This window comes from Rhodothermales bacterium (assembly GCA_017643395.1).
Classification (GTDB): Bacteria; Bacteroidota; Rhodothermia; order Rhodothermales; family UBA10348; genus JABDJZ01.
In genome coordinates this window covers 1,688,118-1,711,606 of the sequence record JAEPNP010000001.1, presented here as the reverse complement: position 1 = coordinate 1,711,606, position 23,489 = coordinate 1,688,118, and the positions used below count along the sequence as shown (strand labels likewise).

General features: G+C 65.5%; 17 protein-coding genes. All 17 read right to left on the bottom strand.

The window, feature by feature from the left end; translation table 11 throughout:
* Nucleotides 1-775 precede the first annotated feature (775 nt).
* The gene (locus tag JJ896_06980) at nt 776-2,314 is read right to left on the bottom strand and encodes a D-aminoacylase (protein MBO6779381.1); all 1,539 of its coding nucleotides are present in this window, start codon (nt 2,312-2,314) and stop codon (nt 776-778) included.
* Nucleotides 2,311-3,609 carry an argininosuccinate lyase gene (argH, locus tag JJ896_06975; GenBank protein MBO6779380.1) on the bottom strand — a complete coding sequence of 433 codons (1,299 nt, stop codon included), beginning with the start codon at nt 3,607-3,609 and terminating at the stop codon, nt 2,311-2,313. The genes JJ896_06980 and argH overlap by 4 nt, the downstream gene beginning before the upstream one ends.
* Nucleotides 3,606-4,652: a M20/M25/M40 family metallo-hydrolase gene (locus JJ896_06970; protein ID MBO6779379.1), complete on the bottom strand. Its 1,047-nt coding sequence runs from the start codon at nt 4,650-4,652 to the stop codon at nt 3,606-3,608. The genes argH and JJ896_06970 overlap by 4 nt, the downstream gene beginning before the upstream one ends.
* On the bottom strand, nt 4,649-5,416 hold the full coding sequence (gene argB, locus JJ896_06965; GenBank protein MBO6779378.1) for an acetylglutamate kinase: 768 nt from the start codon (nt 5,414-5,416) through the stop codon (nt 4,649-4,651). Before argB ends, JJ896_06970 begins: the two co-directional genes overlap by 4 nt.
* The gene (locus tag JJ896_06960) at nt 5,395-6,387 is read right to left on the bottom strand and encodes an N-acetylornithine carbamoyltransferase (GenBank protein MBO6779377.1); all 993 of its coding nucleotides are present in this window, start codon (nt 6,385-6,387) and stop codon (nt 5,395-5,397) included. The genes argB and JJ896_06960 overlap by 22 nt, the downstream gene beginning before the upstream one ends.
* Entirely contained in the window at nt 6,384-7,562 is a 1,179-nt protein-coding gene (locus tag JJ896_06955) for an aspartate aminotransferase family protein (GenBank protein MBO6779376.1), read from the bottom strand. Before JJ896_06955 ends, JJ896_06960 begins: the two co-directional genes overlap by 4 nt.
* The gene (gene argC / locus JJ896_06950) at nt 7,559-8,560 is read right to left on the bottom strand and encodes an N-acetyl-gamma-glutamyl-phosphate reductase (protein MBO6779375.1); all 1,002 of its coding nucleotides are present in this window, start codon (nt 8,558-8,560) and stop codon (nt 7,559-7,561) included. Before argC ends, JJ896_06955 begins: the two co-directional genes overlap by 4 nt.
* Nucleotides 8,560-9,756, bottom strand: a complete 1,197-nt coding sequence (locus JJ896_06945) for an argininosuccinate synthase (protein ID MBO6779374.1) — start codon at nt 9,754-9,756, stop codon at nt 8,560-8,562. The genes argC and JJ896_06945 overlap by 1 nt, the downstream gene beginning before the upstream one ends.
* A gap of 36 nt (nt 9,757-9,792) precedes the next feature.
* Nucleotides 9,793-10,101 carry a helix-turn-helix transcriptional regulator gene (locus JJ896_06940; GenBank protein ID MBO6779373.1) on the bottom strand — a complete coding sequence of 103 codons (309 nt, stop codon included), beginning with the start codon at nt 10,099-10,101 and terminating at the stop codon, nt 9,793-9,795.
* Nucleotides 10,102-10,163: 62 nt separating this feature from the next.
* Nucleotides 10,164-11,594: a glutamate synthase subunit beta gene (locus JJ896_06935; protein MBO6779372.1), complete on the bottom strand. Its 1,431-nt coding sequence runs from the start codon at nt 11,592-11,594 to the stop codon at nt 10,164-10,166.
* Nucleotides 11,594-16,048 carry a glutamate synthase large subunit gene (gltB, locus tag JJ896_06930; GenBank protein MBO6779371.1) on the bottom strand — a complete coding sequence of 1,485 codons (4,455 nt, stop codon included), beginning with the start codon at nt 16,046-16,048 and terminating at the stop codon, nt 11,594-11,596. The genes JJ896_06935 and gltB overlap by 1 nt, the downstream gene beginning before the upstream one ends.
* A 175-nt stretch (nt 16,049-16,223) precedes the next feature.
* Complete coding sequence (locus tag JJ896_06925; GenBank protein MBO6779370.1) at nt 16,224-17,816, bottom strand: citramalate synthase; 1,593 nt, start codon at nt 17,814-17,816, stop codon at nt 16,224-16,226.
* A gap of 61 nt (nt 17,817-17,877) precedes the next feature.
* On the bottom strand, nt 17,878-18,441 hold the full coding sequence (locus JJ896_06920; GenBank protein ID MBO6779369.1) for a hypothetical protein: 564 nt from the start codon (nt 18,439-18,441) through the stop codon (nt 17,878-17,880).
* On the bottom strand, nt 18,438-19,739 hold the full coding sequence (locus JJ896_06915) for a 3-isopropylmalate dehydratase large subunit (protein ID MBO6779368.1): 1,302 nt from the start codon (nt 19,737-19,739) through the stop codon (nt 18,438-18,440). Before JJ896_06915 ends, JJ896_06920 begins: the two co-directional genes overlap by 4 nt.
* Nucleotides 19,739-21,349, bottom strand: coding sequence for a 2-isopropylmalate synthase (locus JJ896_06910; protein ID MBO6779367.1), 1,611 nt, complete (start codon nt 21,347-21,349; stop codon nt 19,739-19,741). Before JJ896_06910 ends, JJ896_06915 begins: the two co-directional genes overlap by 1 nt.
* Complete coding sequence (gene leuB / locus JJ896_06905; GenBank protein MBO6779366.1) at nt 21,346-22,434, bottom strand: 3-isopropylmalate dehydrogenase; 1,089 nt, start codon at nt 22,432-22,434, stop codon at nt 21,346-21,348. Before leuB ends, JJ896_06910 begins: the two co-directional genes overlap by 4 nt.
* Nucleotides 22,435-23,475, bottom strand: a complete 1,041-nt coding sequence (gene ilvC, locus JJ896_06900; GenBank protein ID MBO6779365.1) for a ketol-acid reductoisomerase — start codon at nt 23,473-23,475, stop codon at nt 22,435-22,437.
* Nucleotides 23,476-23,489: the final 14 nt, after the last annotated feature.

Genomic DNA, 23,489 nt, shown 5'->3' with positions numbered 1-23,489 from the left:
ACAATAAACCAACATTGCGGGCCGGCCGCAAGGGCATCGCGGCGCGGGGGCGGGGCGGGCGGCGGGCGCGAGGGCCGGCACGGGGCGCGGTCCGGCGCGGGGCGCGGCGGGGGCGCGGACGCGGGAGGGCCGGAGCGGGCGGCGGCACGGACGCGGGGGCCGGCACGGGGCGTGGTCGCGGCGAAGCAGAGTGGAATTGTCTCGGCCGATTCCACATGTGGCCGGCGCGGCGGCGGCTCTGGGTGCAAAAGGTGCGCTCGATTCCGTTTCCGGCACGCGTGGCAGCGGCGGCGAGTGTAAAGGACCTCGCCGATTCCATATCTCGCGCGCGGCTGTGCCCTAGACGCGATGGACCGGCCCGATTCACCGCCGGCGATGGGCCCGGCACCGGCAGCCGCGGCAGCGGACTTGAGTGTAAAACACCCGCCCGATTCCATATGCGTCCCGCCCAGCGCCGGTGCCGAGTGTAAAAGTGCCGCCCAATTCCATATCCGGTCGGCCCAGCGCTGGCGCCGAGTGGAAAAGACACGCGCGATTCCATATCCGGGCCCGCGCGGCGGCTGCCCCGAGCCGAATGGACCCGCCCCATTTGCCGGGCGCCGCTGCACCGGCAGATCGTCGCGCTGGCGGTGCGGGCGCGGCGGTGCTCACAGGGACGCGCCGGCACCGGCCGGGCGCGCTGGCGGCACGGGCGCCGCGGTGCCCGCTACGCCGCGCCCACAAGGACGCGCCGGCGCCGGCGCCGCAACGCCCTGCCGCGGCAGAACCCAGGCGCCTAGCGCCGAAGCACCCGGCCGAGCCGATCCGCAGTCACTTCCCCATCTGCCAGGGCCAGTCGGCCTTCCAGCAGCACGTACTGCACGCCTACCGACAACTGGTGGGGGTCGGTGAAGGTGGCCTTGTCGGTGATGGTGGCCGCGTCGAACACCACGATATCCGCCCAGTTGCCCTGCGCGATCGTGCCACGCCCACGCAACTTCATCACTTCCGCCGGCAGGCCGCTCATCGATCGCACGGCCTGTTCCAGGGTCAGCACCCCGCGCTCGCGCACGTACAACGACAGCTTTCGCGGGAAACTGCCGTAGTTGCGCGGGTGGGGCACTCCCTCTCCCATCGCCACCAGGCCGCCGTCTGAGCTGGTCATTACCCACGGGCGTTTCATGAAGCGCTCGACGTCGGCGTCGGTCATGTTGAATGACACGATGCCGGCGTTGCCTTGGCGCAGCAGCTGCATCGTCGCTTCGATGGCATCCACGCCGCGTTCACGCGCCACGTCAGCGAGCGTACGCCCTTCGATGGAAGGGTCCGGCACGAACCGCCGAAACTGGATGCGCTCGGCCCCACCGCGGCGGGCCAGGTTGCCTTCGATGTCGTATCGCATGAGCAGGCTCATCCAGTCCAGTCTCGACAGCAGCGAGTCGCGACCGCCCGCCAGCAGGGGTCTCGACACGAGCGCAGTCAATCCGGTCGCCGATGCCTCGTAGGGGTACTGATCCGCCCAGATGTCGACGCCATCCGCCCGGGCCGCTTCGATCCGGTCGATCACCCGCTCCGAGTAGCCCCAGACCGGCGGGCCGAGGGCCTTCAGGTGCGTGACAATGCCGGTGGTCCCTGCGCCCCTCGCCACCTGAATGACCTCGTCCACGGCCGCCTCGAGGCCAATCGAATAGTTGGATTCGTCCCGTATGTGGCTCGCGTACACGCCGTCCGCCCCGAACACCGTCGCCAGTTCGATGACCTCGGAGAGAGCGGCAAAGCTGCCCGGGGTGTAGAAGAGTCCGCTGGACAGGCCGAACGCGCCAGCTTCCTTGCCGGCCTGCACCAGGGCACGCATCGCGATCAGTTCCTCCGGCGTGGCATGCCGGTCCTCCATGCCCATTACTTCCCGGCGTACCGAGCCGTGAGGCACGAGCAATCCCACGTGCACCCCCGGAGTCACCGCTTCCAGTCGCGCCCGTTGGGCCTCCAGATCGACCGCGCCACCGCCGTCCGGGTTCGCCATGATCGTGGTGATGCCCTGGGCCAACAGCGGCACTGCCGCCGCCAGTTCCGACGTTTCGAGACCCGGCGCCGCGTGTGAATGCACATCGACAAAACCGGGGCTCACGACCAGCCCGAAGGCGTCGATACGGTGTGCGGCCTCGAACGTCGAGAGGTCGCCGATCTGAGCGATGCGACCGTCCCGCACTCCGACATCTCCCTCGAACGCGGGCGCTCCGGTGCCGTCTACGACCTGGCCGCCCTCGATGACGACATCGAAGTCGGGCCGGCATCCAAGCAGACCCACGGCAGCGAGCAACCAGACGATCCTCACAACCAGCTTCCCCGTTCACCTATGAGACGGCGGACCGCGTCGGCATCCTCCTGCCCGGGCGTGCCCGGCGTTACATACCCGGTCGAAGCATGCATCGCTTGCGTCCACGCCTCCCGGTCACCGGCCACGTCGCGGTACGCGTCTCGAAAAGCCTGACCGTCCCGGACACGATTCAGCGCGGCGGTGGTGGCGTGCAGGGCCGGATCGTCCGCCGCGCGGGTCGCCTCCGGATTGAACCGCACACCAGGCAGGACGGCGTTCATGGCGATGAGCACATCGCCCGTGACCCGAACGGCGCGCATCACGGCTTCCTTGGTCAGTTGCAGATCGCGATGGTAGCCGGACGAAAGATTTGCCGGCAGCGTGGTCAGAAGGCTGAATTCGGCAGCAACCCGGTGGTAGCTGGCCCGCGCCAGCTCCAGCACGTCCGGATTGCGCTTCTGTGGCATGATCGAACTCCCCGTTGTGTACTCCCGGGGAAGCGTCACGAAGCCGAATTCGCTGGTGTTGTAGAGCACCAGATCCGAGGCCAGGCGGTTGATGGTCGATGTGGTCTGCAGCAGGGCATGCACCAGCGCCGCCTCGGCCTTTCCGCGCGACAGTTGCACGGACGTGACGTGCGTCTGCACGCGCTCGAAGCCCAGCCGCGCGGCCACTGCCTCTCGCGGCAGGTCCAGTGCGGGCACACCATAGCCGGCCGCGCTGCCCAGCGGGGAGGAATTGATCTGCGCGCGGGACTGCCCCAGCAGTTCCAGGTCCCCGGCTGCGAGCTCGGCGAAGCCGAGCGCCCAGAGCGCGACTGTGGACGGCATGGCCCGCTGAAGATGGGTGTAGCCCGGCAGGAACGTGTCGGGATGGCGGTCAGCCAGGTCGCAGAGCGCCAGAGCCATCGCACGCACACCGTGTCCTGCCGCTTCGGCCTGGTCCCGCAGGTACAACCGCAGGGCTGCCAGCACCTGGTCATTGCGGGAGCGGCCTGTGTGGATTTTGCGGCCGGGATCGCCCACCATCTCCGTCAGACGGCGCTCGATTACCGTGTGACAGTCCTCGTCCTCCCGGGTGACCTGCAGCGTTCCGGCGGCGTGCTCTTCCCGAAGCGTCTGGAAGGCCTGCTGGATCGACACAAGCTCCTCCAGACCAAGCACGCCGATCTGCGCCAGGCCCCACGCGTGGGCCTCTGATGCAGTGAGATCGTACGGCAACAGCACGGTATCCCAGAGGTGGTCCTCCCCCACCGTGAACCGGGTAACCCAGTCCTCCGCGCCCGTCCCGTCCTTGTTCCAGATCGGCTTCATGCGAAGTAATGTTCGATCGTCTCGCGATACACGGTCACGGCCCGCTCCAGCTCGTCGATGCGGATGCGCTCGTCCGCGGTGTGACTGAGGTTGCTGGAGCCCGGACCCATCTTCACCACGGGAATATCGGAAAGGAAGATCCAGTCGCTTGCTGTGGGCGATCCAAATGGGGTTCCGCCGCTCCCGGCAACGGCTGCTTTGGTAACACGCGCGTTCTCGGGGGTGCCGACGGCAATCATGCGCTCGGAATGCACGACGACGTCGCTATCGACCGCGTCACGGACCAGCTGCGCCAACTCATCGTGCGTATAGGAGGGCGTGGAGCGCACGTCCAGATAGAAGGAGCACAGCTCCGGGATCAGATTGCGCACGGTTCCGCCTTCGATCACTGTCGGCGTGATGGTCACGGGACCGAGCAGCGGATGCACACGCTCGGGCTTGAGGGCTTCGATTTTGAGGAGGTCCCGTGCCGCACGCAGCACGGCGTTGTCCCCCAGGTGCGGTCTGGCGGCGTGCGCACTGCGACCTCGCGCGTCGAGGCGCAGAATCAGCAGTCCTTTCTGGGCGATGCACGGCTGCAGATCGGTAGGCTCACCGACGATCGCGGCGCTCAGCGGAGGCAGGTGTGGCCTGGTCTGCTGAAGTCCGTTGTATGGCCAGCCGGTCTCTTCGCAGGCGGTGAACGCACCGACCACGCGGCCCCGGTCATACCCGTCACGCTGAAGCGCCAGCAGGGTCGCCGCCATGGCCGAGACCGACCCCTTGGCGTCCACCGTGCCCCGGCCATACAGCCATCCGTCCTTCTCAGTGGGCTGAAAGGGTGGAAACGGGTGGTTGTCGGATGGGGGTACCACGTCCAGGTGGCTGTTCAGCAGCAGCACGTCCTCGCCTCGGCCTACACTGCACCAGACATTGTTTTCAAAGCGGTGCACTTCGACGCCGCCGCCCGCCAGGATGGCCTGCAGCGCATCGGCAGCCGCGGCCTCATCGCCCGACAGACTCCTGATGCTCGCGAGCGTGCGCAGAATCTCGGTGGCCGTCATGTCTGCACCACTGTTCCGCCGGTCAGGCCCGGGCCCACAATGCGCACCCGGGATACGCCTGCCTCCAGCGCTTCGAGAGCCAGTTGCACCTTGACCCGCATGCCGCCCTGAATCCAGCCCTGGTCCAGGCCCGCCTGAAAGAGCGTGCGGTCGCATCGTTCTACCGGCTTTCCGGCATCATCCAGCAGTCCGCCGGTCTCGGTGACCAGCAGCAACTCCGTGGCTGCCAGCGCGCCCGCGATCGCCACGGAGACGGTGTCCGCATTGACATTGTAGACCTGCCCCTCGGCGTCTATTCCGATGGGAGCTACAACGGGCAGATAGCCCGAGGAGATCAGGGTCTGCAGCAAGGACGGGTCAACCCCCTGCACATCGCCCACCCATCCGAAATCCACCGTCTGGCCGTCGATTTCCCAGGGCGGCCGGCGCGTGACCTGCAGCGTGGCGCCGTCGGCGCCGGAAATGCCCACGGCAGGCAGGCCGTGTCGGCGGGCACCCGCGACAAGCGACAGGTTGATCTCACCCCGCATGGTCCATCGCACGATGTCCAGGTCCAGATCCGAGGTGACGCGACGACCCTGCACAATGACGGGATCATGACCAAGTCGGCGCGCCATGGCAGTGGCCTGCGGTCCGCCGCCGTGCACCAGCACTGTGCCGCCCGCCCGGGCCCTGACCACCTGCCAGAGCGCGTCCTGGGCGACGACCACACCGCCGCCGATCTTGATGACCGTCAGCGCACTCACAGGTCCCAGGCCCGGCACAGAATGGCCTGTTGTGCGAACAGCCGGTATGCGGCCTGTCGGAGGTGAAGCGCCTGCGGGCCGTCGAGCACCGCATCGTCCACGACCACATTGCGTCGCACCGGCAGGCAGTGCATGAATGCACCGTTCTCCGTGGCGGCCATGTGCGCGGCAGAAATCCGCCAATCCTGGAGTGCGCCCCGCTGCGCGGCTTCACGCTCCGGGTCGGTGTAGATCGCGGTTCCGGACCAGGCCTTCGCGTAGACGACATGCGCGCCGTCCATTGCGGCAGAGAGGTCGTCCGTTTCTTCGACCGTGGCGTGCCGCCGCGCGAGCGCCATGACCTCCGGGTCCAGTTCGAATCCCGGCGGCCTGGCCACGGTGACGCGCATGCCCAGCCGGGCAGCATTCAGCAAGGCCGAGTTGGGCACCGCGGTAGGCAGTGCCTTGGGGTGGTAGGCCCAGGTCAGCAGAAATCGTTTCCCGGCGGGATCGCCGCCAAACCGTTCGTGCATGCAAGCTGCGTCGGCCAGCGCCTGGCAGGGATGCCAGTACGCAGACTCCAGGTTCACCACCGGCACCTGCGCCGCGTCCAGGAATCGTCTCAGATGGTGTTCTTCGCGGTCGGCCGCCCGGTCGGTCATCCCGGCAAATAGCCGCACGCCGATCGCATCGAAATACTGCGACAGCACGCCCGCAGCCTCCCGGATGTGCTCGGCTTCGCTTCCGTCCATCCGGGTGCCATCCTGCCATGCAAAGCCCCAGGTGCCCTGGCCCGGCACGATTATGCTGCTGTGCGCACCGAGTCTCGCGGCGGCTACCTCCATCGAGGTTCGGGTGCGCAGCGAGGGGTTGAAAAAGAGCAGACCCAGCGAACGCCCTGCGGCCACTCCGGCCTTGTAGGTCCGGTCTTCCGCAAATCGGCGCGCTTCTTCGATGCAGGTCTGCCACGCGGACCCGGACTCGAGATGCCAATCCAACAGGTGGGTCATGCCGGATTCGGGGCCTCCGCCAGTGCTTTCTCCAGCGCCACTGCGAAGATCTCCACGACGGATAGCGGTGTGAGTGCCGGAGGCATCAGGCGCATCACATTCGCATGGTTTGACCCTCCGACAATGATCTTCTGCTCGTGCAGGTGGGCGATCACGCCCGCGGCCGGCATGCCGAGGTCCAGACCAAGAAGACAGCCCGCACCCCGGATCTGACGCACGATGGGACCGATCCGGTGACGTACGGCGGACTCGAAGGCGGTGGCCTTGGCCATGACATTCTCTTTGCGCAGGGCGGTCAGTGTCGCTTCGACCGCAGCCATCGCCAGCATGCCGCCGCCAAAGGTCGTGCCCTGATCGCCATACTGCACAGTGGCTGCAAGCGCATCGTTCACAAGGACCGCACCGACGGGCACGCCGTTGCCGAGACTCTTGGCCAGCGTGATCAGATCCGGTGTGATCCCGTAGCGCTCCGAAATCGAAAACGTGCCGGTTCGCCCGACGCCGGTCTGGATCTCGTCGAAGATCAGCTGAACGCCGAACTCCGAACAGGTGTCGCGCAGGGACCGGAAGTAAGCGGGTGGTGCCGTGGCAACGCCGGCCATGGATTGTATCGGCTCCAGAATGACGGCGGCAACGTCATCGCGTGTCCTCAGGAGGTCCCGCACCGCCCCGGCGTTGGCAAAGGGCACGAACTCGGTCGGCGCCGCTATGTCCGCGTACGGTTGGCGGTACTTGCCGTGGGTGACCGACAGGCTGCCGAGCGTGCGCCCGTGGAATCCGCCCTCCATGGCAACAACGACGGGTTTGCCGGTAGCCTTCCGGGCAATCTTGAGGGCCGTTTCGTTGGCTTCGGTGCCGGTGCTGCAGAAGAACACGTTGCCCAGGCCTCCGGGAGCGAAATCGGCCAGCGCCTTTGCGGCGCGGGCACGCGTCTCGCTGTAGACCGCGTTGGAGTAGAAGGTGATGTGGTCGAGTTGGCGGTGCAGGGCTTCGCGCACGCCGGCGTGACTGTGCCCCAGAAGCACCACGCAGTGGCCCCCGTACAGGTCGATGTACCGCGTTCCGTCCTCCTCCCACAGGTAACAGCCCTCGCCTCGCACCGGGGCCACCGCCTTTTTCCGGTACGTGCGCAGCTGATACTGCTCTTCCTGGGCGATGACCTCCTGCCTCTTCACACCAGTCCCTCCGTCTCGTCCAGGCCGGAAATGAGATTGAAGTTGTGCACCGCTTGGGAGGCGGCGCCCTTCAGCAGGTTGTCGAGCGCAAATCCAACGACCAGCGCATCGTCCTTGCGCACCCACCCTATGTCACAATAGGGCGTGCCGACCGACCAGCGCAGCTCGGGTAGTTGATCGGGCCACAGTCTGACGAGCGGTCTACCTTCAAAGGCTTTGCGGAACGCGGCGTCTACGTCGGCTGAGGTCTCAACATGCGCAGTGCCCCAGATGCCACGAGTCCATGGTCCGGATACAGGAATGAAATCCACCTCGGATGAGGCGCCAACCACTTCCATGACCTCGGCCATATGCTGGTGGCACAACACCTTGTAGGCGCGCACGTTGCCCTCGCGATCGGGAAAATGGGTCGTCGGCTTGGGGCGTGCTCCGGATCCGGACGCGCCCGTGAGTGCCGTGACGTGCGCCTTCAGCGGTGCCAGCGGAGCAAGCGCCAGCGTGAGGCCGGTGGCAAAACAGCCCGGATTGGCTACGCGGCGCGTTCCCTCGGCGTACGGCGCGGCGAGATCCGCCATGCCGTACACAAATGAGCCCGCCAGTTCCGGGGCCGGGTGCTCGCGCTCGTAGCGCGCCTTGTAATCAGCTGCTTCCGGAAGCCGGAAATCCGCACTCAAATCGATGATGTAGCCTTCAAAGCCGGCATCCAGCACAGCCTTGCACGTGACGGCGCCCTGCCCGTGCTCGGCGGCGACGAACAGCACGTCCATCTGTGCGGCTGCGGTCGGGTCGGGCGATGTGAACGTCAGCCTCGCGGCCGGGTCGACTCCGCGCAGCACCGAAAATGCTCCCTCTCTCAGATCGGGATGCACGTTCCACACGGGCTGACCGGCAAACGTGCGGCTGGTCACCAGGGCCAGTTCCAGGCGTGGGTGGCGACGGATCAGGCGGATGAGCTCCCGTCCCGTGTACCCTGCTCCGTGAAGCACGCCGGCGCGCATCACGCGTCCTCCCTGGCTGTGCGGGCCAGCAACGCGTGCACGGCGGCGATGCGGGCGAAGCCGCGCGCATCCCTGCCATCCCAGAGCTCGTTGGTTTCGCCGTAGGTGGCCACGTTGGCGTCGAACATCGAGTGCGGACTCTCGCAGCCCAGCACGTCAATGCGACCTTTGTGCAGACGGACCTGTACAGTGCCGCTTACGGGGACCTGCGATGACTCCAGGAAGGCCTCAATGTCACGCATGACCGGATCGAAGTATTGCCCTTCATGCAGCAGCATGCCGTAGAAGTCCGCCAACTGTGACTTCTGGAACTGCTGCCACTTGGATAGAACAACCTTCTCCAGTTCGCGATGGGCCGTGATGAGCACGGCAGGGGCGGGCGCTTCAAACGCGACGCGGCCCTTGATGCCGAGGATCGTATCGCCCACGTGAATGGCCCGGCCGATGCCGTGCGCGCCGGCCTCGCGGTTGAGCCATTCGATAAGCGTCACCGGATCCATGGACTCGCCGTCCACGGCAACGGGGACGCCGGCCTCAAATGTCAACGCCATCGCCCTCGCTTGATCCGGGGCTTCGGCGGGCGAAACCGTAGCCGGGTACGCCTCATCCGGAACGGGCTCGCGGCTGTCCAGGGTCTCCCGGCCTCCGATGGTGGTGCCCCAGAGTCCGGCATTGATGCTGTAGGTGGTGATGGAGGCGGGCACGTCGAAGCCTCGCTCCTTGAGGTACGCCGTCGTGTCGGCGCGCGAGAGTCCGCGCTCCCGAATGGGTGTGATCACCTCCAGGTCTCCCGCCAGAATGCGCAACGCCACATCAAATCGCACCTGATCGTTGCCGGCGCCGGTCGAGCCATGCGCCACGGCTCGCGCACCCAGTTTGTCCGCTTCCTCGACGATCAAACGTGCCTGCACCACGCGCTCCGGCCCCACACACAGCGGGTAGACGTTGCCGCGAAGCACGTTGCCCATCACGAGGTATTTCAGGTGGTCCTCAAAGAGGCGGCTGCGTCCATCCAGGAGGATGTGACGCTCTGCGCCCAGTTCCAGGGATCGCGCCTCAATCGCCTCTGCTTCGGCCGGATCTACTCCGCCGGTATTGACCGTGATGGTGATGACGGGCTCCCCGTACTCCTCCTTCAGGAACGGAACGCAAAAGGAGGTGTCGAGACCGCCACTGTATGCCAGAAGAATGGCCATGAGTGTTCAACAAGTAGACAATGAGGGGGTTCGCCGCTAGCGAAGCGCGGGCACGTCCGCCCACAGCTGCTCGTGGTTCTCGCGCGCACGAATCAGCGCCCTGCGTCCTTTCGGGGTGAGCGCATAGTAGACGCGCGGCCGACCGACCGATGCACCCGGCCGGGGATTCTTTCTCAGGTAGCCCCGGTCCGCAAGCGAGTCCAGGGACACCCACAGGCTGCCGACGGTCACCTTTTTGCCGACACGGCGCTTGAGTTCATCGAGAATGGAGGTACTGAACGCGTCGTCTCCCAGGCAGTGGATGGCTACCAGAAACGTCTCGTCCGATCGGGTCAACTGCTTCATCGCAGTGGGGGGCAATCGGTGCTACTAACTTTTCGGAATATCCGAAGCCCGTTGACGTGCTGCTACTTTCTGGGTAGGTCACCGTCGCCCTTGCGGGCCAGCCTGGTCGAACCCATGAGGTATTCATCCACCGCCGCGGCAGCTTCGCGACCCTCGGAGATGGCCCAGACCACCAGGCTTTGCCCTCGACGCGCGTCACCGGCCGCGAAGTAGCCTTCGCGTGACGTCGTGAAGTCACCACTCCCCACGGTACCGCGAGGGGTCGCCACCAACCCGAGGGCCTCCAGCAGTGGATTCTCGGTGCCGACGTAGCCCACCGCCAGCAGCACCAGATCGGCCTTCCACTCACGTTCCGAGCCTGGCGCGGACTGAAGCTGATCGTTCACGATCACCGTTCGCAGGCCTCGGACGTCATCATCTCCGGTGAAGGCAGTGGTCATGAGAGACCAGTGGCGGTCCGCGCCCTCCTCATGGGAGGTCGTGGTCTTCAGCTTCATGGGGAAGTACGGCCAGGGCTGATGCGCCGGCCGACCCGAAGGCAGCATTGGCAGCAATTCGAACTGTGTGACCGATGCCGCGCCCTGCCTGTTGGCTGTGCCGACACAGTCGCTCCCCGTGTCCCCACCGCCGATGACGATGACGTGTCGGCCCGCTGCGGAGAGGCCGGGCGGGACCTCCTCGGCTTCCCCGCCGACGACACGGTTCTGGGCCGCCAGAAAGTCCATCGCCGGATGAATCCCGTTCAGATCCCGGCCTGGCACGGGAAGGTCCCGCGGCACGGTAGACCCGGTGCAGAGCACCACCGCATCGAAGGCTTCCAGGTCTTCTGCGGTCACTTCCGTGCCGACCTCAACGCCGGTGACAAAGCGCACGCCCTCGGCCGTCAACAGCTGAATCCGACGTTCAACCACCCATTTCTCGAGCTTGAAGTCCGGGATGCCGTAGCGCAGTAGTCCGCCGGGTTTGGCGTCGCGCTCGAAGACGACGACCTCGTGGCCGGCCTGGTTCAGCTGGTCGGCACAGGCCAGGCCCGCTGGACCGGAGCCCACGACGGCCACCCGTCTTCCGGTGCGTTGCGCCGGGGGATGCGCCTTGGCGATTCCGTCTTCAAACGCCCGCTCGGCAATGGCCCACTCAATCTGTTCGATGGCGACGGGCTCACCGCCAATGCCTGCCACACAGGCAGCCTCACACGGCGCCGGGCACACCTGCCCGGTGAATTCCGGAAAGTTGTTGGTTTCCCTTAGCGCCTGGTAGGCGCGCGCCCAGTCACCCCTGTGCACCAGATCATTCCAGTCCGGGATCTGGTTGCCCAGCGGGCAGCCCGAGTGGCAAAAAGGGATTCCACAATCCATGCAGCGGCTGGCCTGCGTGCGCGCGGAATCCCAGGGCGGGAGCATGGCAACGTGGCGGAAATCGCCGACGCGTTCCTCCACAGGCCTGTACAGCACATCCACGCGGTCGTACTCGATGAAGCCGGTCGGTTTTCCCATTACGCGGCCACCTGTTCGCCGGCCTCGGTGGCCAGCCGTTTGAGCGCCGCCCGGTACTCGAGCGGCATCACCTTGACGAATTCCTGCAGGGCTGCGTCCCAGTTGTCGAGTACCCACTGCGCGACCGCACTTCGGGTCCAATGCAGGTGGGCTTCCACCATGGCGCGCAGTTCGCTGATGTCCTCTGGATCGGTCAGGGATTCGAGATCCACCCCATCGCCCGTACAGCGGCCCTGGCGAAAATCCCACGTGCCGTCCAGCACGTAGGCAACGCCGCCGGACATGCCCGCCGCAAAATTGCGACCCGTCGGCCCCAGGATGACCACGCGGCCACCCGTCATGTACTCACAGCCGTGATCGCCCACGCCTTCCACCACGGCGTTCACACCGCTGTTGCGCACGGCGAAGCGTTCACCGGCCCGTCCGCGGATGAACACGTCTCCCGCCGTTGCCCCGTAGAGCGCCACGTTGCCGACGGCGATTTGCTCATGGGGACGGAATCCCACGTCGTCGGGCGGCGCTATGATCACATGGGCACCGCACAGACCCTTGCCCATGTAGTCGTTGGCTTGCCCGGTCAGATGCGCGCGCAGTCCGCGAGTGCCGAACGCGCAGAAGCTCTGCCCAGCGGTGCCGACCAGCTGCAGTGTGACCGCATCGTCTGCAGGCGGACGAGGCAGATTCACGAGTCGGTTGGAGATGATGGTGCCGACCGTTCGGTCCGTGTTGTCCAGGTTGGCCCTGAGCACAACAGGTCGACCTGCTTCGATGTCGCATGCCGCCTCGCGCAGCCAGGCGCGGTCCAACTGGCCGGCCAGAAGGTCCTCCGTGCGCGGCAGGTCGAATCCCTGCAGGCGGGGATCAGCAGTGGGCACGGCCAATACACGCGTGAGATCTACACGGGCTGCCCTCCCCGGAGCTTCCGCGCGCTGGCGAAGCAACTCAACCCGACCGGTCAGCTCCCGGACGGTGCGCACACCCAGCTCCGCCATGATGGATCGCAGCTCCTCGGCCACAAAATGGAAATAGTTGACCACGTGCTCGGGCAGGCCATTGAAGCGCTCCCTGAGCACCGGATTCTGGGTGGCCACTCCTACAGGGCACGTGTTCAGGTGGCATTTCCGCATCATGATGCAACCCATGGCCACCAGCGGTATGGTCGAAAACCCGAATTCATCGGCACCCAGCATGGCGGCAATCGCGACGTCACGGCCTGTGCGCAGCCCGCCATCGCACTCCACGCGAACCCGGTTCCGGAGCCCGTTCCGCACCAGAGTCTGATGTGCCTCGGAGAGCCCAAGCTCCCAGGGCAAGCCGGCATGCAGGATGGAATTCGCGGGCGATGCGCCCGTGCCCCCATCGTGACCGGAGATGAGCACGACGTCTGCCTTCGCTTTGGCCACGCCGGCGGCCACCGTACCGACACCCGCCTCGGAGACCAGCTTGACGCTGATGCGCGCATCCGGGTTGGCGTTGCGCAGATCGAAAATCAGCTGCGCCAGATCCTCGATCGAATAGATGTCGTGGTGCGGCGGGGGTGAAATCAGACCCACATAAGGCGTGGAGTACCGCGTGCGTGCAATCCATGGGTAGACCTTCTCTCCCGGCAGCTGCCCGCCTTCCCCCGGCTTGGCGCCCTGCGCCATCTTGATCTGGATCTCGTCAGCCGACGCCAGGTAGGGCATGGTGACACCGAACCGGCCGGAGGCCACCTGTTTGATGCGGCTGCGCGCCGGGTGTGCGCGGGCATACCGCTCGGGGTCTTCTCCGCCCTCGCCTGTATTGCTGCGTCCCCCGATGCGGTTCATGGCCTCCGCCAGGGTGGCATGCGCCTCGCCGCTCAGCGACCCGTAAGACATGGCTCCGGTCTTGAAGCGGGTGACGATCTCCGTCCAGGGCTCGACCTCCTCAAGGGGCACCGGCGTGCCGGGCACGAACTCCATAAGCCCGCGCAGAGCGCCGAGTTTTCGGGACTGATCATTGACGAGCTCGGCGAATCGCGCGTACTCGCTGTCGCTGCCATCACGCACCGACTGCTGCAGCGAAGCCACGACCTCCGGCCTCAGCACGTGGTGCTCCCCGCTGCGACGCCAACGCTGGGTACCTCCCTCGGGCAGCTCGGGCTCCAGGGGCAGCCGCGGGGCCGTGGCGTGCTCATGGTACACCCCGTAATCACGGGCGATGTCGTCCAGCCGGATCCCGCCAATGCGGCTTGGTGTGCCTACAAAGGCATCCGCCACCACGTCCGGATGCACGCCGACGGCCTCAAAGATCTGCGCACCGGTGTACGACTGCACCGTGGAGATACCCATCTTGGACATCACCTTGAGCACGGAGGCGTTCAGGGCCTGCAGCAGGCGATTTGCCGCCTCAGCAGGGTCTGGAAGTCGAATGCGCGCCTGCTCCGCCAGATACTGCGCCGATCGAACGGCCAGCCAGGGATGCACGGCGTTGGCTCCATAGCCCAGCAGTGTGCAGCAGTGATGCACCTCCCGGGGTTCGCCACTGTCTACCACCAGCGAGCACCGCATGCGCCGGCCCGTGCGAATCAGGTGATGGTGCACGGCGCCGACCGCCAACAACGTGGGAAGCGGCACACGCCCCTCGCCGGGCACCCGGTCTGACAGCACCAGAATGTCCCGACCGTCTTCGATGGCCCGGGAGGCAGCGCATCGCAGGTCCTCGAGGGCGGCCTCCAACCTGTCACCGTCTGCCCCGGACGGCATCGTGGAGGAAAGCACCTCGGTGCGCTCCAGGTGTTCGAGGCGGTTCAGGGTATCTGCGCTGATCACGGGGGTGTCCAGGCGCACCAAACGAGCCGCCTCGGGCGCCTCCTCGAACAGGTTGTGGGCGGCCCCAAGATTAACGAACAGAGACGTCACCATCTCCTCCCGGATGGCATCCAGAGGCGGATTGGTGACCTGCGCAAACAGTTGCTTGAAGTAGTCGAACAGCGGCCGCGGTTGTGAAGAGAGCACCGCCAACGGGATATCGCGGCCCATACTGGCGATGGGCTCTTTGCCCTTCTCCGCCATCGGGGCCACCAACTGCTCCAGACTCTCCCGGGTGTAGCCGAATCGGCGCCAGAGCGTCACCATGTCTGCTTCGTGCCCCGGCCGCTGCACGGCAGCCTCGGGCAGGGTGTCGACATGCCGCATGTGCTCGGTCAGCCACTGGCCGTACGGCCTTCCTCCGGCCACGTGAGTCTTGATCTCCTCGTCCTCGATCAACCGACCCTCCTGCAAGTCCACAAGCAGCATGCGCCCCGGCTGCAGGCGGCCGTTGTGCTGCACGTTGGCGGCTTCGATGTCGAGGGGTCCGGCCTCCGAAGCGACGATCATGTACCCATCGTGCGTGACCGTGTAGCGCACCGGACGCAAGCCGTTGCGATCCATCACGGCCCCGGCATGCCGTCCGTCGGAGAAGAGCACCGCCGCGGGCCCGTCCCAAGGCTCCATGTGGCACGCCGTGTACTCATAGAACGCCCGCCGGCCGGCCTCCATGCCATCGTTGTGCTCCCAGGCTTCGGGTAGCAGCGTCATGACCGATTGCGGCAGGCTTCGTCCGGTGAGAAGCATGAGCTCCAGCGCCTGATCCAGCTGAAGGGAGTCGGACCCCGACCGGTCCAGAATTTGGTGCAATACACCGGTGTGCTCGCCGAAGACCTCGGTCTGGAACAGCGCCTCGCGGGCTTTCATCCAGTTCGCGTTGCCGCGCAGCGTATTGATTTCCCCGTTGTGGGCCAGAAACCGGAAGGGCTGGGCCAGCGGCCAGCGAGGAAACGTGTTGGTCGAGAAGCGCGAATGCACAAGGGCCATCGCAGACGCCATCGACGGATCCTGAAGGTCCGGGTAGAAGTCCCGCAACTGCGCCTCGGTCAGCTGACCCTTGTAGACAATGGTCGTGGCCGACAGGCCGCAGAAGTACAGATTGCCCTCGGACTCGGCAAGCCGCCTTGCAACGAAGAGGGCACGCGCGAAGGCCAGGTCATCGTCGCAGTGCTCCGGTCGGGCCAGGAAGACCTGCCAGATGTCCGGGCGGCTTTCCAGGGATGCCCTGCCAAGTCCCTCCGTGTGCACAGGTACCTGCCTCCATCCGAGGACCTTGAGACCCGCCCTTTCGGCGGCCCGCCTGAGGTCTCTCCGAGTCGTGTCGCGGTCCCGCGGGACGAACACCGTGCCCACAGCGTACGCCCCGGGGTCAGGCAGCTGAATGCCCAGGGCACGCGCCTCCTTGATCAGGAAGGCGTGCGGGATCTGCAGCATGATCCCCGACCCGTCTCCGGTGGCCGGATCCGCCCCGACGGCGCCCCGGTGCTCGAGACGCACCAGAATCTTCAGCCCCTTGTCGATGACGTCGTGACTCGGCGAGCCGTCGATGCGACAGACCATGCCGACGCCACACGCGTCGTGTTCGAATTCGGGCTGATACAGGTCGGGAAACGCAGGCACCATGGGAGAACGGGGAGCTTGGGAGCCTGCATCAATACCCTCGCCCTGTTGCTTTCGCAACTATTTAGGCCTTGAAAGCGCTTTTATTCAATAACGAAGGATGGGGTTCGTTTCTGGAAGCGGTTTCAAGCATCGCCGCTTGCGAAGTACCACACTTAGTTAGGCGCTTTAGCCTGACTCAGGCTGTCGCCCCAGTCGCGCCGATCGGCACCGCCACCCCGCTGCGCAGCAGCGAATACGTCATGCCGTCCGCGAGCGCCTGCCAACTGGCTTCGATGATGTTCTCCGACACGCCGACGGTATTCCAGGACGAGGTCCCGTCGGAGTGTTCGACCAGCACCCGAACCGAGGCCGCCGTGCCGTCCTCCGGCGTAAGCACCCGAACCTTGTAGTCCGACAGCCGCACCGTGGCCAGGCCCGGATAGAGGCCCATGAGTGCCTTGCGCAGTGCTCTGGACATGGCGTCTACAGGTCCGTGACCCTCTGCCACAACGTGTTCGCGCTGATTGCCCACGGCCACGACCGCGGAGGCTTCGGAATGCTCCGGACCACCCCCCATCTCCGTTCGGACACGCACCCTCTCAAGACGGAAGAAGTCCGTGGTCTCCCCGCGCGCCGCACGAAGCAGGAGCTCGAACGACGCCTCGGCGCCCTCAAAGGCATAACCGAGGTTCTCGAGATCCTTGATGCGCGCAACCGCCTTCCTGGCCGTCGTGGAGTCATCCAGTTCGATGCCGAACTCGGCGGCCTTGTACCGCACATTACTCTGGCCCGAGAGGTCCGAGACCAGCACGCGGCGTCGGTTGCCTACGTGCTCGGGTTCGATGTGCTCGTAGGCCCGGGGGTCCTTCATCACAGCGGACACATGGATGCCACCCTTGTGCGCGAACGCACTCCGACCCACATAGGGAGAGCGGTCGACTGGATCGAGGTTCGCCACGTCGTCCACGAAATGGGAGAGCTCCGTGAGGGCACCCAGCGCATCGCCCGGAAGACAGTCGTATCCCAGCTTGAGCTGCAGACCCGGTATGACCGAACACAGGTCGGCATTGCCGCAGCGTTCGCCGATGCCGTTGATCGTGCCCTGCACGTGGCGCGCCCCGGCCTGCACGGCGACAATGGCGTTCGCCGCGGCGCAGGCACCGTCATTGTGGGAGTGTATTCCGATGGGCTGACTGAACTGCCCCGCCACCGTCGTCACCACCTGCTGCACGGTTGTCGGCAGCGTGCCGCCATTGGTGTCGCACAGCACCAGGACGTCGGCACCGGCTTCCGCGGCCGCCGCCAGGGTCTCCAGCGCGTAGGCCGGGTCGTCGGCGTGGCCATCGAAGAAGTGCTCGGCATCGTAAATCACATGACGGCCACAGGCCTTCAGGTAGGCGACCGATGAACGAATCAGTTCCAGGTTCTCCTCGAGGGAGACACCGAGCGCCACCGTCGCATGCAGCCTCCAACTCTTGCCGAACAACGAGACGACGCTCGTGTCCGCGGCCAGCATTGCCTGCAGGTTGGGATCATCCTCCGGCGCGAACTGCGCCCGCCGCGTGGAGCCGAACGCGCAGATGCGCGCGTGGGACCATGCCTCGTCTCGGGCGCGGCGAAAGAACTCCATGTCCTTGGGATTCGAGCCGGGCCACCCTCCCTCGATAATGTCGATACCAGCGGCATCCAGGCGGCGTGCGATGCGGATCTTGTCCGCGGCCGACAGGGAAACGTGCTCGCCCTGCGTGCCATCACGCAGGGTGGTGTCGAAGATTTCTACGGAGGTCATGGTATCGGGGGTCAGGCGATCCCTCCGGCGGGATGCACCTCACGCGCGCCCGCCTCCGGAATCAGGTGGTAATCAGGCCCTGCTGACGGGCGTATTCGAACACGTTGCCGGCGCGCAGGATGTCTGCGACGTCCCCGAGGGGATTGAGCAGAAAGTCCTCGCCGGTGGTGTGGTTGTGCAGCGTGCCGCCGGTCGTGTCGATCTCGACCTCATCGCCCGTACGGATGCGCTCAATCAGGCGCTCGCGGGTATCGAATGGCACCAGGAATCCGCCGTCCACGGAATTGCGGTAGAAAATGCGCGCGTAACTCTCGGCGACGACCGCCTCACAGCCGGCCTCGGCGATGGCAAACGGCGCGTGTTCGCGGCTGGACCCGCATCCAAAATTGCTTCCGGCAATGATGACTTTGTAGTCGCTCTCGAACCTCTCCGGCTCGGTGAACGGCCGTTTGCCGAAGGGCAGGCCCTGTTTCTCGGCCGGTACACCGCTGAGCGCGAACCGGCCATACAACCTTCGCTCTTCCGGCACCGTCATGGAATAGACCAGATGGGCAGCCGGGATGATCTGGTCCGTGTCGATGGCGTCGCCGACTACCCAGGCCTTCCCGCGAATGACGTCTTTCATACAAGCACCTCGCGGGGATCCGTGATGACGCCATTCAGCGCCGATGCGGCCACCGTCAGGGGTGATGCCAGGTACACGGCGGACTGCTTGGAGCCCATGCGGCCGGGGAAATTGCGGTTTGTCGTCGAGATGACGACTTCAGTGCCGGTGGCGCGCCCAAACGTGTCGATGGGACCGCCCAGGCAGGCGCCGCAGCTTGCGTGCCCCATGAGGCACCCGGACGCGACAAAGATGTCCCAGAGAGTCTCCCCCTCAAACGTCACTTCCTTCATGCGGCGCTCGACCTCGGTCGATGCGGGCACCACGTACGTGGCCACCTTCACCTCGTGTCCTTTCAGGATGCGTGCGGCGGCCTCAAAGTCTTCCAGTTTGCCGCCGGTGCAGGAGCCGATGTAGCATTTGTTCAGCACAGTACCGGTGACTTCCGTCACGGGGGCCTTGTTGTCGGGACTGTGCGGCTTTGCCACGACCGGCACCATTTCCGAGACGTCGAACACGTACTCGGAGTGGAATCGCGCATCGGCATCTCCGTAGACCGCCTCAAAGGCGGCGTCCGTGCGGGCACGCACGAAATCGAAGGTGACCTGGTCCGGTGCAATGATGCCGTTCTTGCCGCCGGCCTCGATGGCCATGTTGGTGAGCGTCATGCGCTCCTGCATGGACAGGTCGTACACGGCTTCGCCGTCGAACTCCAGCGTGCGATAGGTGCCGCCGTCGGTGCCGATCTCCCCGATCACGGCCAGGATCAGGTCCTTGGCCATCAGGTAGGGCGGCAGCTCGCCATGAAAGACGAAGCGCATCGTTTCCGGCACCTTGACCCAGATCTTGCCGGTGCCCATGATGAGGGCGGCGTCGGTATTGCCGACCCCGGTCGAGAAGAGCCCGAAGGCCCCGCTTGTGCAGGTGTGCGAGTCGGTGCCGAAGAGCACATTGCCCGGACGGTTGAACCCTTCCTCTGCGAGCGCCACGTGGCATACACCCTTGTACCGGGCGGTGCCCACATCGTAGTAGTGCGGCAGGTCGTGTTCGGCCGCAAAGGCCCGCAGAAGTTCGATGTTGCGCCGTGCGTGCGGGTCCTCGGTAAAGATGTAGTGGTCCGGCAGGATCACCAATTTGTCCTTGTCCCAGACCCTGGCGTGCTCGCCAAACTCACGCTTGAAAATGTCGATGGTCGGCGGACCACAGACATCATGCGTCATCAGAATGTCCACGTCCACCCAGACGTTGTCACCTGGGGAGACGCGCTCTCTGCCCGCGTGCGCGGCCAGAATCTTCTGGGTCAGGGTTTGACCGGCCATCAGGCCACGCCCCCTTCAAACGCACGCATGATGCCATCGCCCACAAAGCGCACCGCCTCCTCTTCAGACCGGAACGAGGCAAGACTGTTCAGGGCATTGATGTACGCCTGAGCCGACGCCAGCACGACGTCGGTGCCACTGGCCCGACCGTTGAAGCAGGGGCCGCCGATGCCGATGAGCACCGAGACTTCACCCAGCGCGTCGGCACCTTCGGTGATGGAGCGGATGGAGTAGTTGACGAGGTCGTGGCTCTCGTCCACGGCGTGGTCGATCGCGCGGTAGAGGGCATCGATGGGCCCATCGCCCGTGGCCCCGCGCTCTACCACGCGACCGGTGCGGACGTGACGGATGCGCACCACAGCCTCCGGGGCCGCATTGGTGGCCACCGAGGCGGCGGCGTATTCCAGTTCGTAGTGCGGGGCGTTGGCGTTGGGTTTGTCTTTGTGCACGAGGTGGTAGAGGTCGTTTTCGCCGATCTCCTTCTTGGCGTCGGCGAGCTTCAGAAACTGTTCGTAGATGGCATCCCGATCCTTGTCCGCGACCTGGATGCCCAGCTTGGAAAGGCGTGAAAAGAGGCCGTGGCGACCCGAGTGTCGGCCGAGCCGGATGGCCTCGACGGCCTGTCCCACATCTTCCGCACGCATGATCTCATAGGTCTCCCGGGCCTTCAGCACGCCGTCCTGGTGAATGCCGGCTTCATGACTGAACGCGTTCTTGCCGACAATGGCCTTGTTCGGCTGCACGGGGAAACCCGAGAAAGTGGAAACCAGCCTGCTGGTTTCGAAGAGCAGACGAGGATTCAGCCCGGTTTCGATGCCGAAGCGATCCTTTCGCACCTGAAGGGCCATCACGACTTCCTCCAGCGCTGCGTTACCAGCCCGCTCTCCGATTCCGTTGATGGTGCATTCAATCTGGCGGGCCCCGGCAAGTACCGCGGAGAGCGAGTTGGCCACGGCCAGACCCAGATCATCGTGGCAATGGGCGGACAGAATCACGTCGTCGCCCAGCGAGCAATGCTCCTTGACCTCACGGAAGAGACTGGCGTATTCGGCAGGCGTGCAGAAGCCGGTGGTGTCCGGAATATTGATCGTGGTAGCTCCGGCCTCTATGGCGGCCTGAATCACCTCGTAGAGGTAGGCCCGCTCGGTGCGCCCTGCGTCCTCGGCACTGAACTCGACATTGTCCGTGAAGCTGCGGGCGTGGGACACGGCCTCGGCCGCCATCTTCAGAATGGTCGCCCGCTTCTGGTCGAGCGTCGTGCCGTATCGCGGATCGGCAAACTTGCTCTTGAGGTGAATGTCGCTCGTTGCGATAAAGGTGTGGATGCGAGTCCTTGTGCCCGACTCAAGCGCCTTGCCGGCCGCTTCGATGTCTGCCTCCTTCGCGCGTGCAAGGCCACAAATGACAGGGCCCTCGACCTCGGAGGCGACGCGACGCACGGCCTCGAATTGGCCGGGTGACGAGATGGGAAACCCGGCTTCTATGACATCCACACCAAGCCGCGCCAGTTGATGGGCGATCTGGATCTTTTCCGGGATGGTCATCGAGGCTCCGGGCGCCTGCTCCCCATCACGCAAGGTGGTGTCGAAAATGATGACGCGGTCGCTCATGCGGGGTCGGGTGTTCCTGCCACCTGGGTGGCGTGTTCAATGACGGCATCGGTGAATTGCCCGGTGCCGATGGCCATGTCGTCCGCGGCCAGGTCTGCGGTCATGCGGCCGGTCTTCAGCGCGGCGTGCACGCCAAACCGAATGTCTGCCGCGGCATCCGCCTGCCCGAGATGCTCGAGCATCATAGCGGCGCTCAGGATCATGCCTATGGGATTGGCGATGTCGTTTCCGGCGATGTCGGGCGCACTGCCGTGCACCGGCTCAAATACGCCAGGACCATCTCCCAGGGAGGCGGAGGGCAGCAGACCCAACGAGCCGGGCAGCGTTGCCGCAAGGTCGGAGAGAATGTCTCCGAAGAGGTTGCCGGTAACGATGACGTCGAAATCTGTCGGGCGGCGAACCAGCTGCATGGCAGCGTTGTCCACGTAGAGGTGGGCCAGCTGCACATCAGGGAATTCCGTTTCGAACAACTCCATGACCACGGAGCGCCAGAGGCGGGAGGATGCGAGCACATTGGCCTTGTCCACCGACGTCACGCGACCGCGACGCCTCCTGGCCCATTCACCCGCGACACGCGCGATGCGCTGCACCTCGGGCGCGGAGTATCGCATGGTATCGAGCGCCTCTTCGGTCCCTTCTCGACGCGGCTGGCCGAAATAGATCCCGCCGGTGAGTTCGCGCACGATCAGCAGGTCGGCACCCGAGACCCGGTCGGCCCGGAGTGGCGATCGACTGGCCAGCGCCGCGGGCACAGAAACCGGGCGCAGATTGGCGTATGTGCCCAGCAACTTGCGCAGCGCGAGCAAACCTGCTTCGGGCCGCTGATCTCCGGTCCCCCGGTCCCAGCGAGGTCCACCTACGGCCCCAAGCAGCACGGCATCGGCCCCTGCACAACCGGAACGCGTATCCGCCGGCAGCGGAGCGCCCGCCGCATCGATCGCGGCCCCGCCGATCAGGTATTCCTCAAACAGCAGCCGAAAGCCGCGCCTCCGCGACACGGCATCAAGCACCCGAACGGCCGCGCCTGCGACCTCCGGGCCGATGCCGTCTCCGGGAAGGAGCGCTATGCGGTAGGCATCGCCCACTCAGGCCACTTCTGCAGGTTGACGGTCTACCGGCGAATCGACCGTGTCGGATGCGGCGTTCGGGCGGAGCCAGCTCATCATGCCACGCAGCCTGCGGCCGATGACTTCCAGCGAGTGCTGGTCCGTCTGCGCGCGATAGGCCGCGAGCTGCTCGCCCCCGGTTTCGCATTCCTGAATCCACTCGCGCGCAAAAGCGCCCGACTGCACCTCACCGAGGATGCGCTTCATCTCCTCCTTGACCTCGGGAGTGACCACGCGAGGCCCACGGGAGTAGCCGCCGTACTCGGCGGTGTCGGAAACGGAGTAGTTCATGTACTCCAGGCCGCCCTCGTAGAAGAGGTCGACAATGAGTTTCAGCTCATGAAGGCACTCGAAGTAGGCGAGTTCCGCCGGATATCCTGCCTCGGTGAGCGTTTCGAAGCCGGCCTTGATCAATTCGGCGGCTCCGCCGCAGAGCACGGCCTGCTCACCGAACAGGTCAGTTTCGGTCTCGTCCTTGAAATTGGTCTCGATGACACCGGCCCGCGTCCCGCCGATGGCGTCCGCATAGGAGAGCGCCAGATCGAGCGCCTGGCCGGAAGCGTCCTGGGCCACGGCCACCAGGCACGGCACACCGTTTCCTTCGGTGTAGGTCCGGCGTACCAGGTGCCCGGGAGACTTGGGAGCGACCATGAACACATCCACGCCTTCGGGCGGCGTGATCTGCCCGTAGTGCACATTGAAACCGTGTCCGAAAGCCAGCGCCTTGCCGGGGGCAATATGCTCCTGGATGTCCGCCTCATAGACGGCCTTCTGGTGCTGGTCCGGGATCAGGATCATCACCACGTCGGCCCATCGGGCGGCGTCCTCCACGGCCAGCACGGGCAGACCTTTGGCGCCGGCGGCTTCGGCAGACGCCGATCCCGGCCGGAGCCCCACACACACATTGATGCCGCTCTCATGAAGGTTGAGCGCATGGGCGTGTCCCTGGCTGCCGTAGCCGATTACGGCAACGCGACGGTTTCTGATCAGGGCCTTGTCGGCCTCATAGTGCACATTCATCGTTCTCTGGGGGT

Excerpts from the sequence above, each read along its gene's own strand:
- JJ896_06920 (MBO6779369.1), bottom strand. The coding sequence starts at position 18,441 with ATGAAAGACGTCATTCGCGGGAAGGCCTGGGTAGTCGGCGACGCCATC.
- JJ896_06915 (MBO6779368.1), bottom strand. The coding sequence starts at position 19,739 with ATGGCCGGTCAAACCCTGACCCAGAAGATTCTGGCCGCGCACGCGGGC.
- JJ896_06970 (MBO6779379.1), bottom strand. The coding sequence starts at position 4,652 with ATGACGGCCACCGAGATTCTGCGCACGCTCGCGAGCATCAGGAGTCTG.
- argC (MBO6779375.1), bottom strand. The coding sequence starts at position 8,560 with ATGCGCGCCGGCGTGCTTCACGGAGCAGGGTACACGGGACGGGAGCTC.
- JJ896_06935 (MBO6779372.1), bottom strand. The coding sequence starts at position 11,594 with ATGGGAAAACCGACCGGCTTCATCGAGTACGACCGCGTGGATGTGCTG.
- argH (MBO6779380.1), bottom strand. The coding sequence starts at position 3,609 with ATGAAGCCGATCTGGAACAAGGACGGGACGGGCGCGGAGGACTGGGTT.
- JJ896_06945 (MBO6779374.1), bottom strand. The coding sequence starts at position 9,756 with ATGGCCATTCTTCTGGCATACAGTGGCGGTCTCGACACCTCCTTTTGC.
- JJ896_06910 (MBO6779367.1), bottom strand. The coding sequence starts at position 21,349 with ATGAGCGACCGCGTCATCATTTTCGACACCACCTTGCGTGATGGGGAG.
- JJ896_06925 (MBO6779370.1), bottom strand. The coding sequence starts at position 17,816 with ATGACCTCCGTAGAAATCTTCGACACCACCCTGCGTGATGGCACGCAG.
- JJ896_06940 (MBO6779373.1), bottom strand. The coding sequence starts at position 10,101 with ATGAAGCAGTTGACCCGATCGGACGAGACGTTTCTGGTAGCCATCCAC.
- JJ896_06960 (MBO6779377.1), bottom strand. The coding sequence starts at position 6,387 with ATGACCCACCTGTTGGATTGGCATCTCGAGTCCGGGTCCGCGTGGCAG.
- ilvC (MBO6779365.1), bottom strand. The coding sequence starts at position 23,475 with ATGAATGTGCACTATGAGGCCGACAAGGCCCTGATCAGAAACCGTCGC.
- gltB (MBO6779371.1), bottom strand. The coding sequence starts at position 16,048 with ATGGTGCCTGCGTTTCCCGACCTGTATCAGCCCGAATTCGAACACGAC.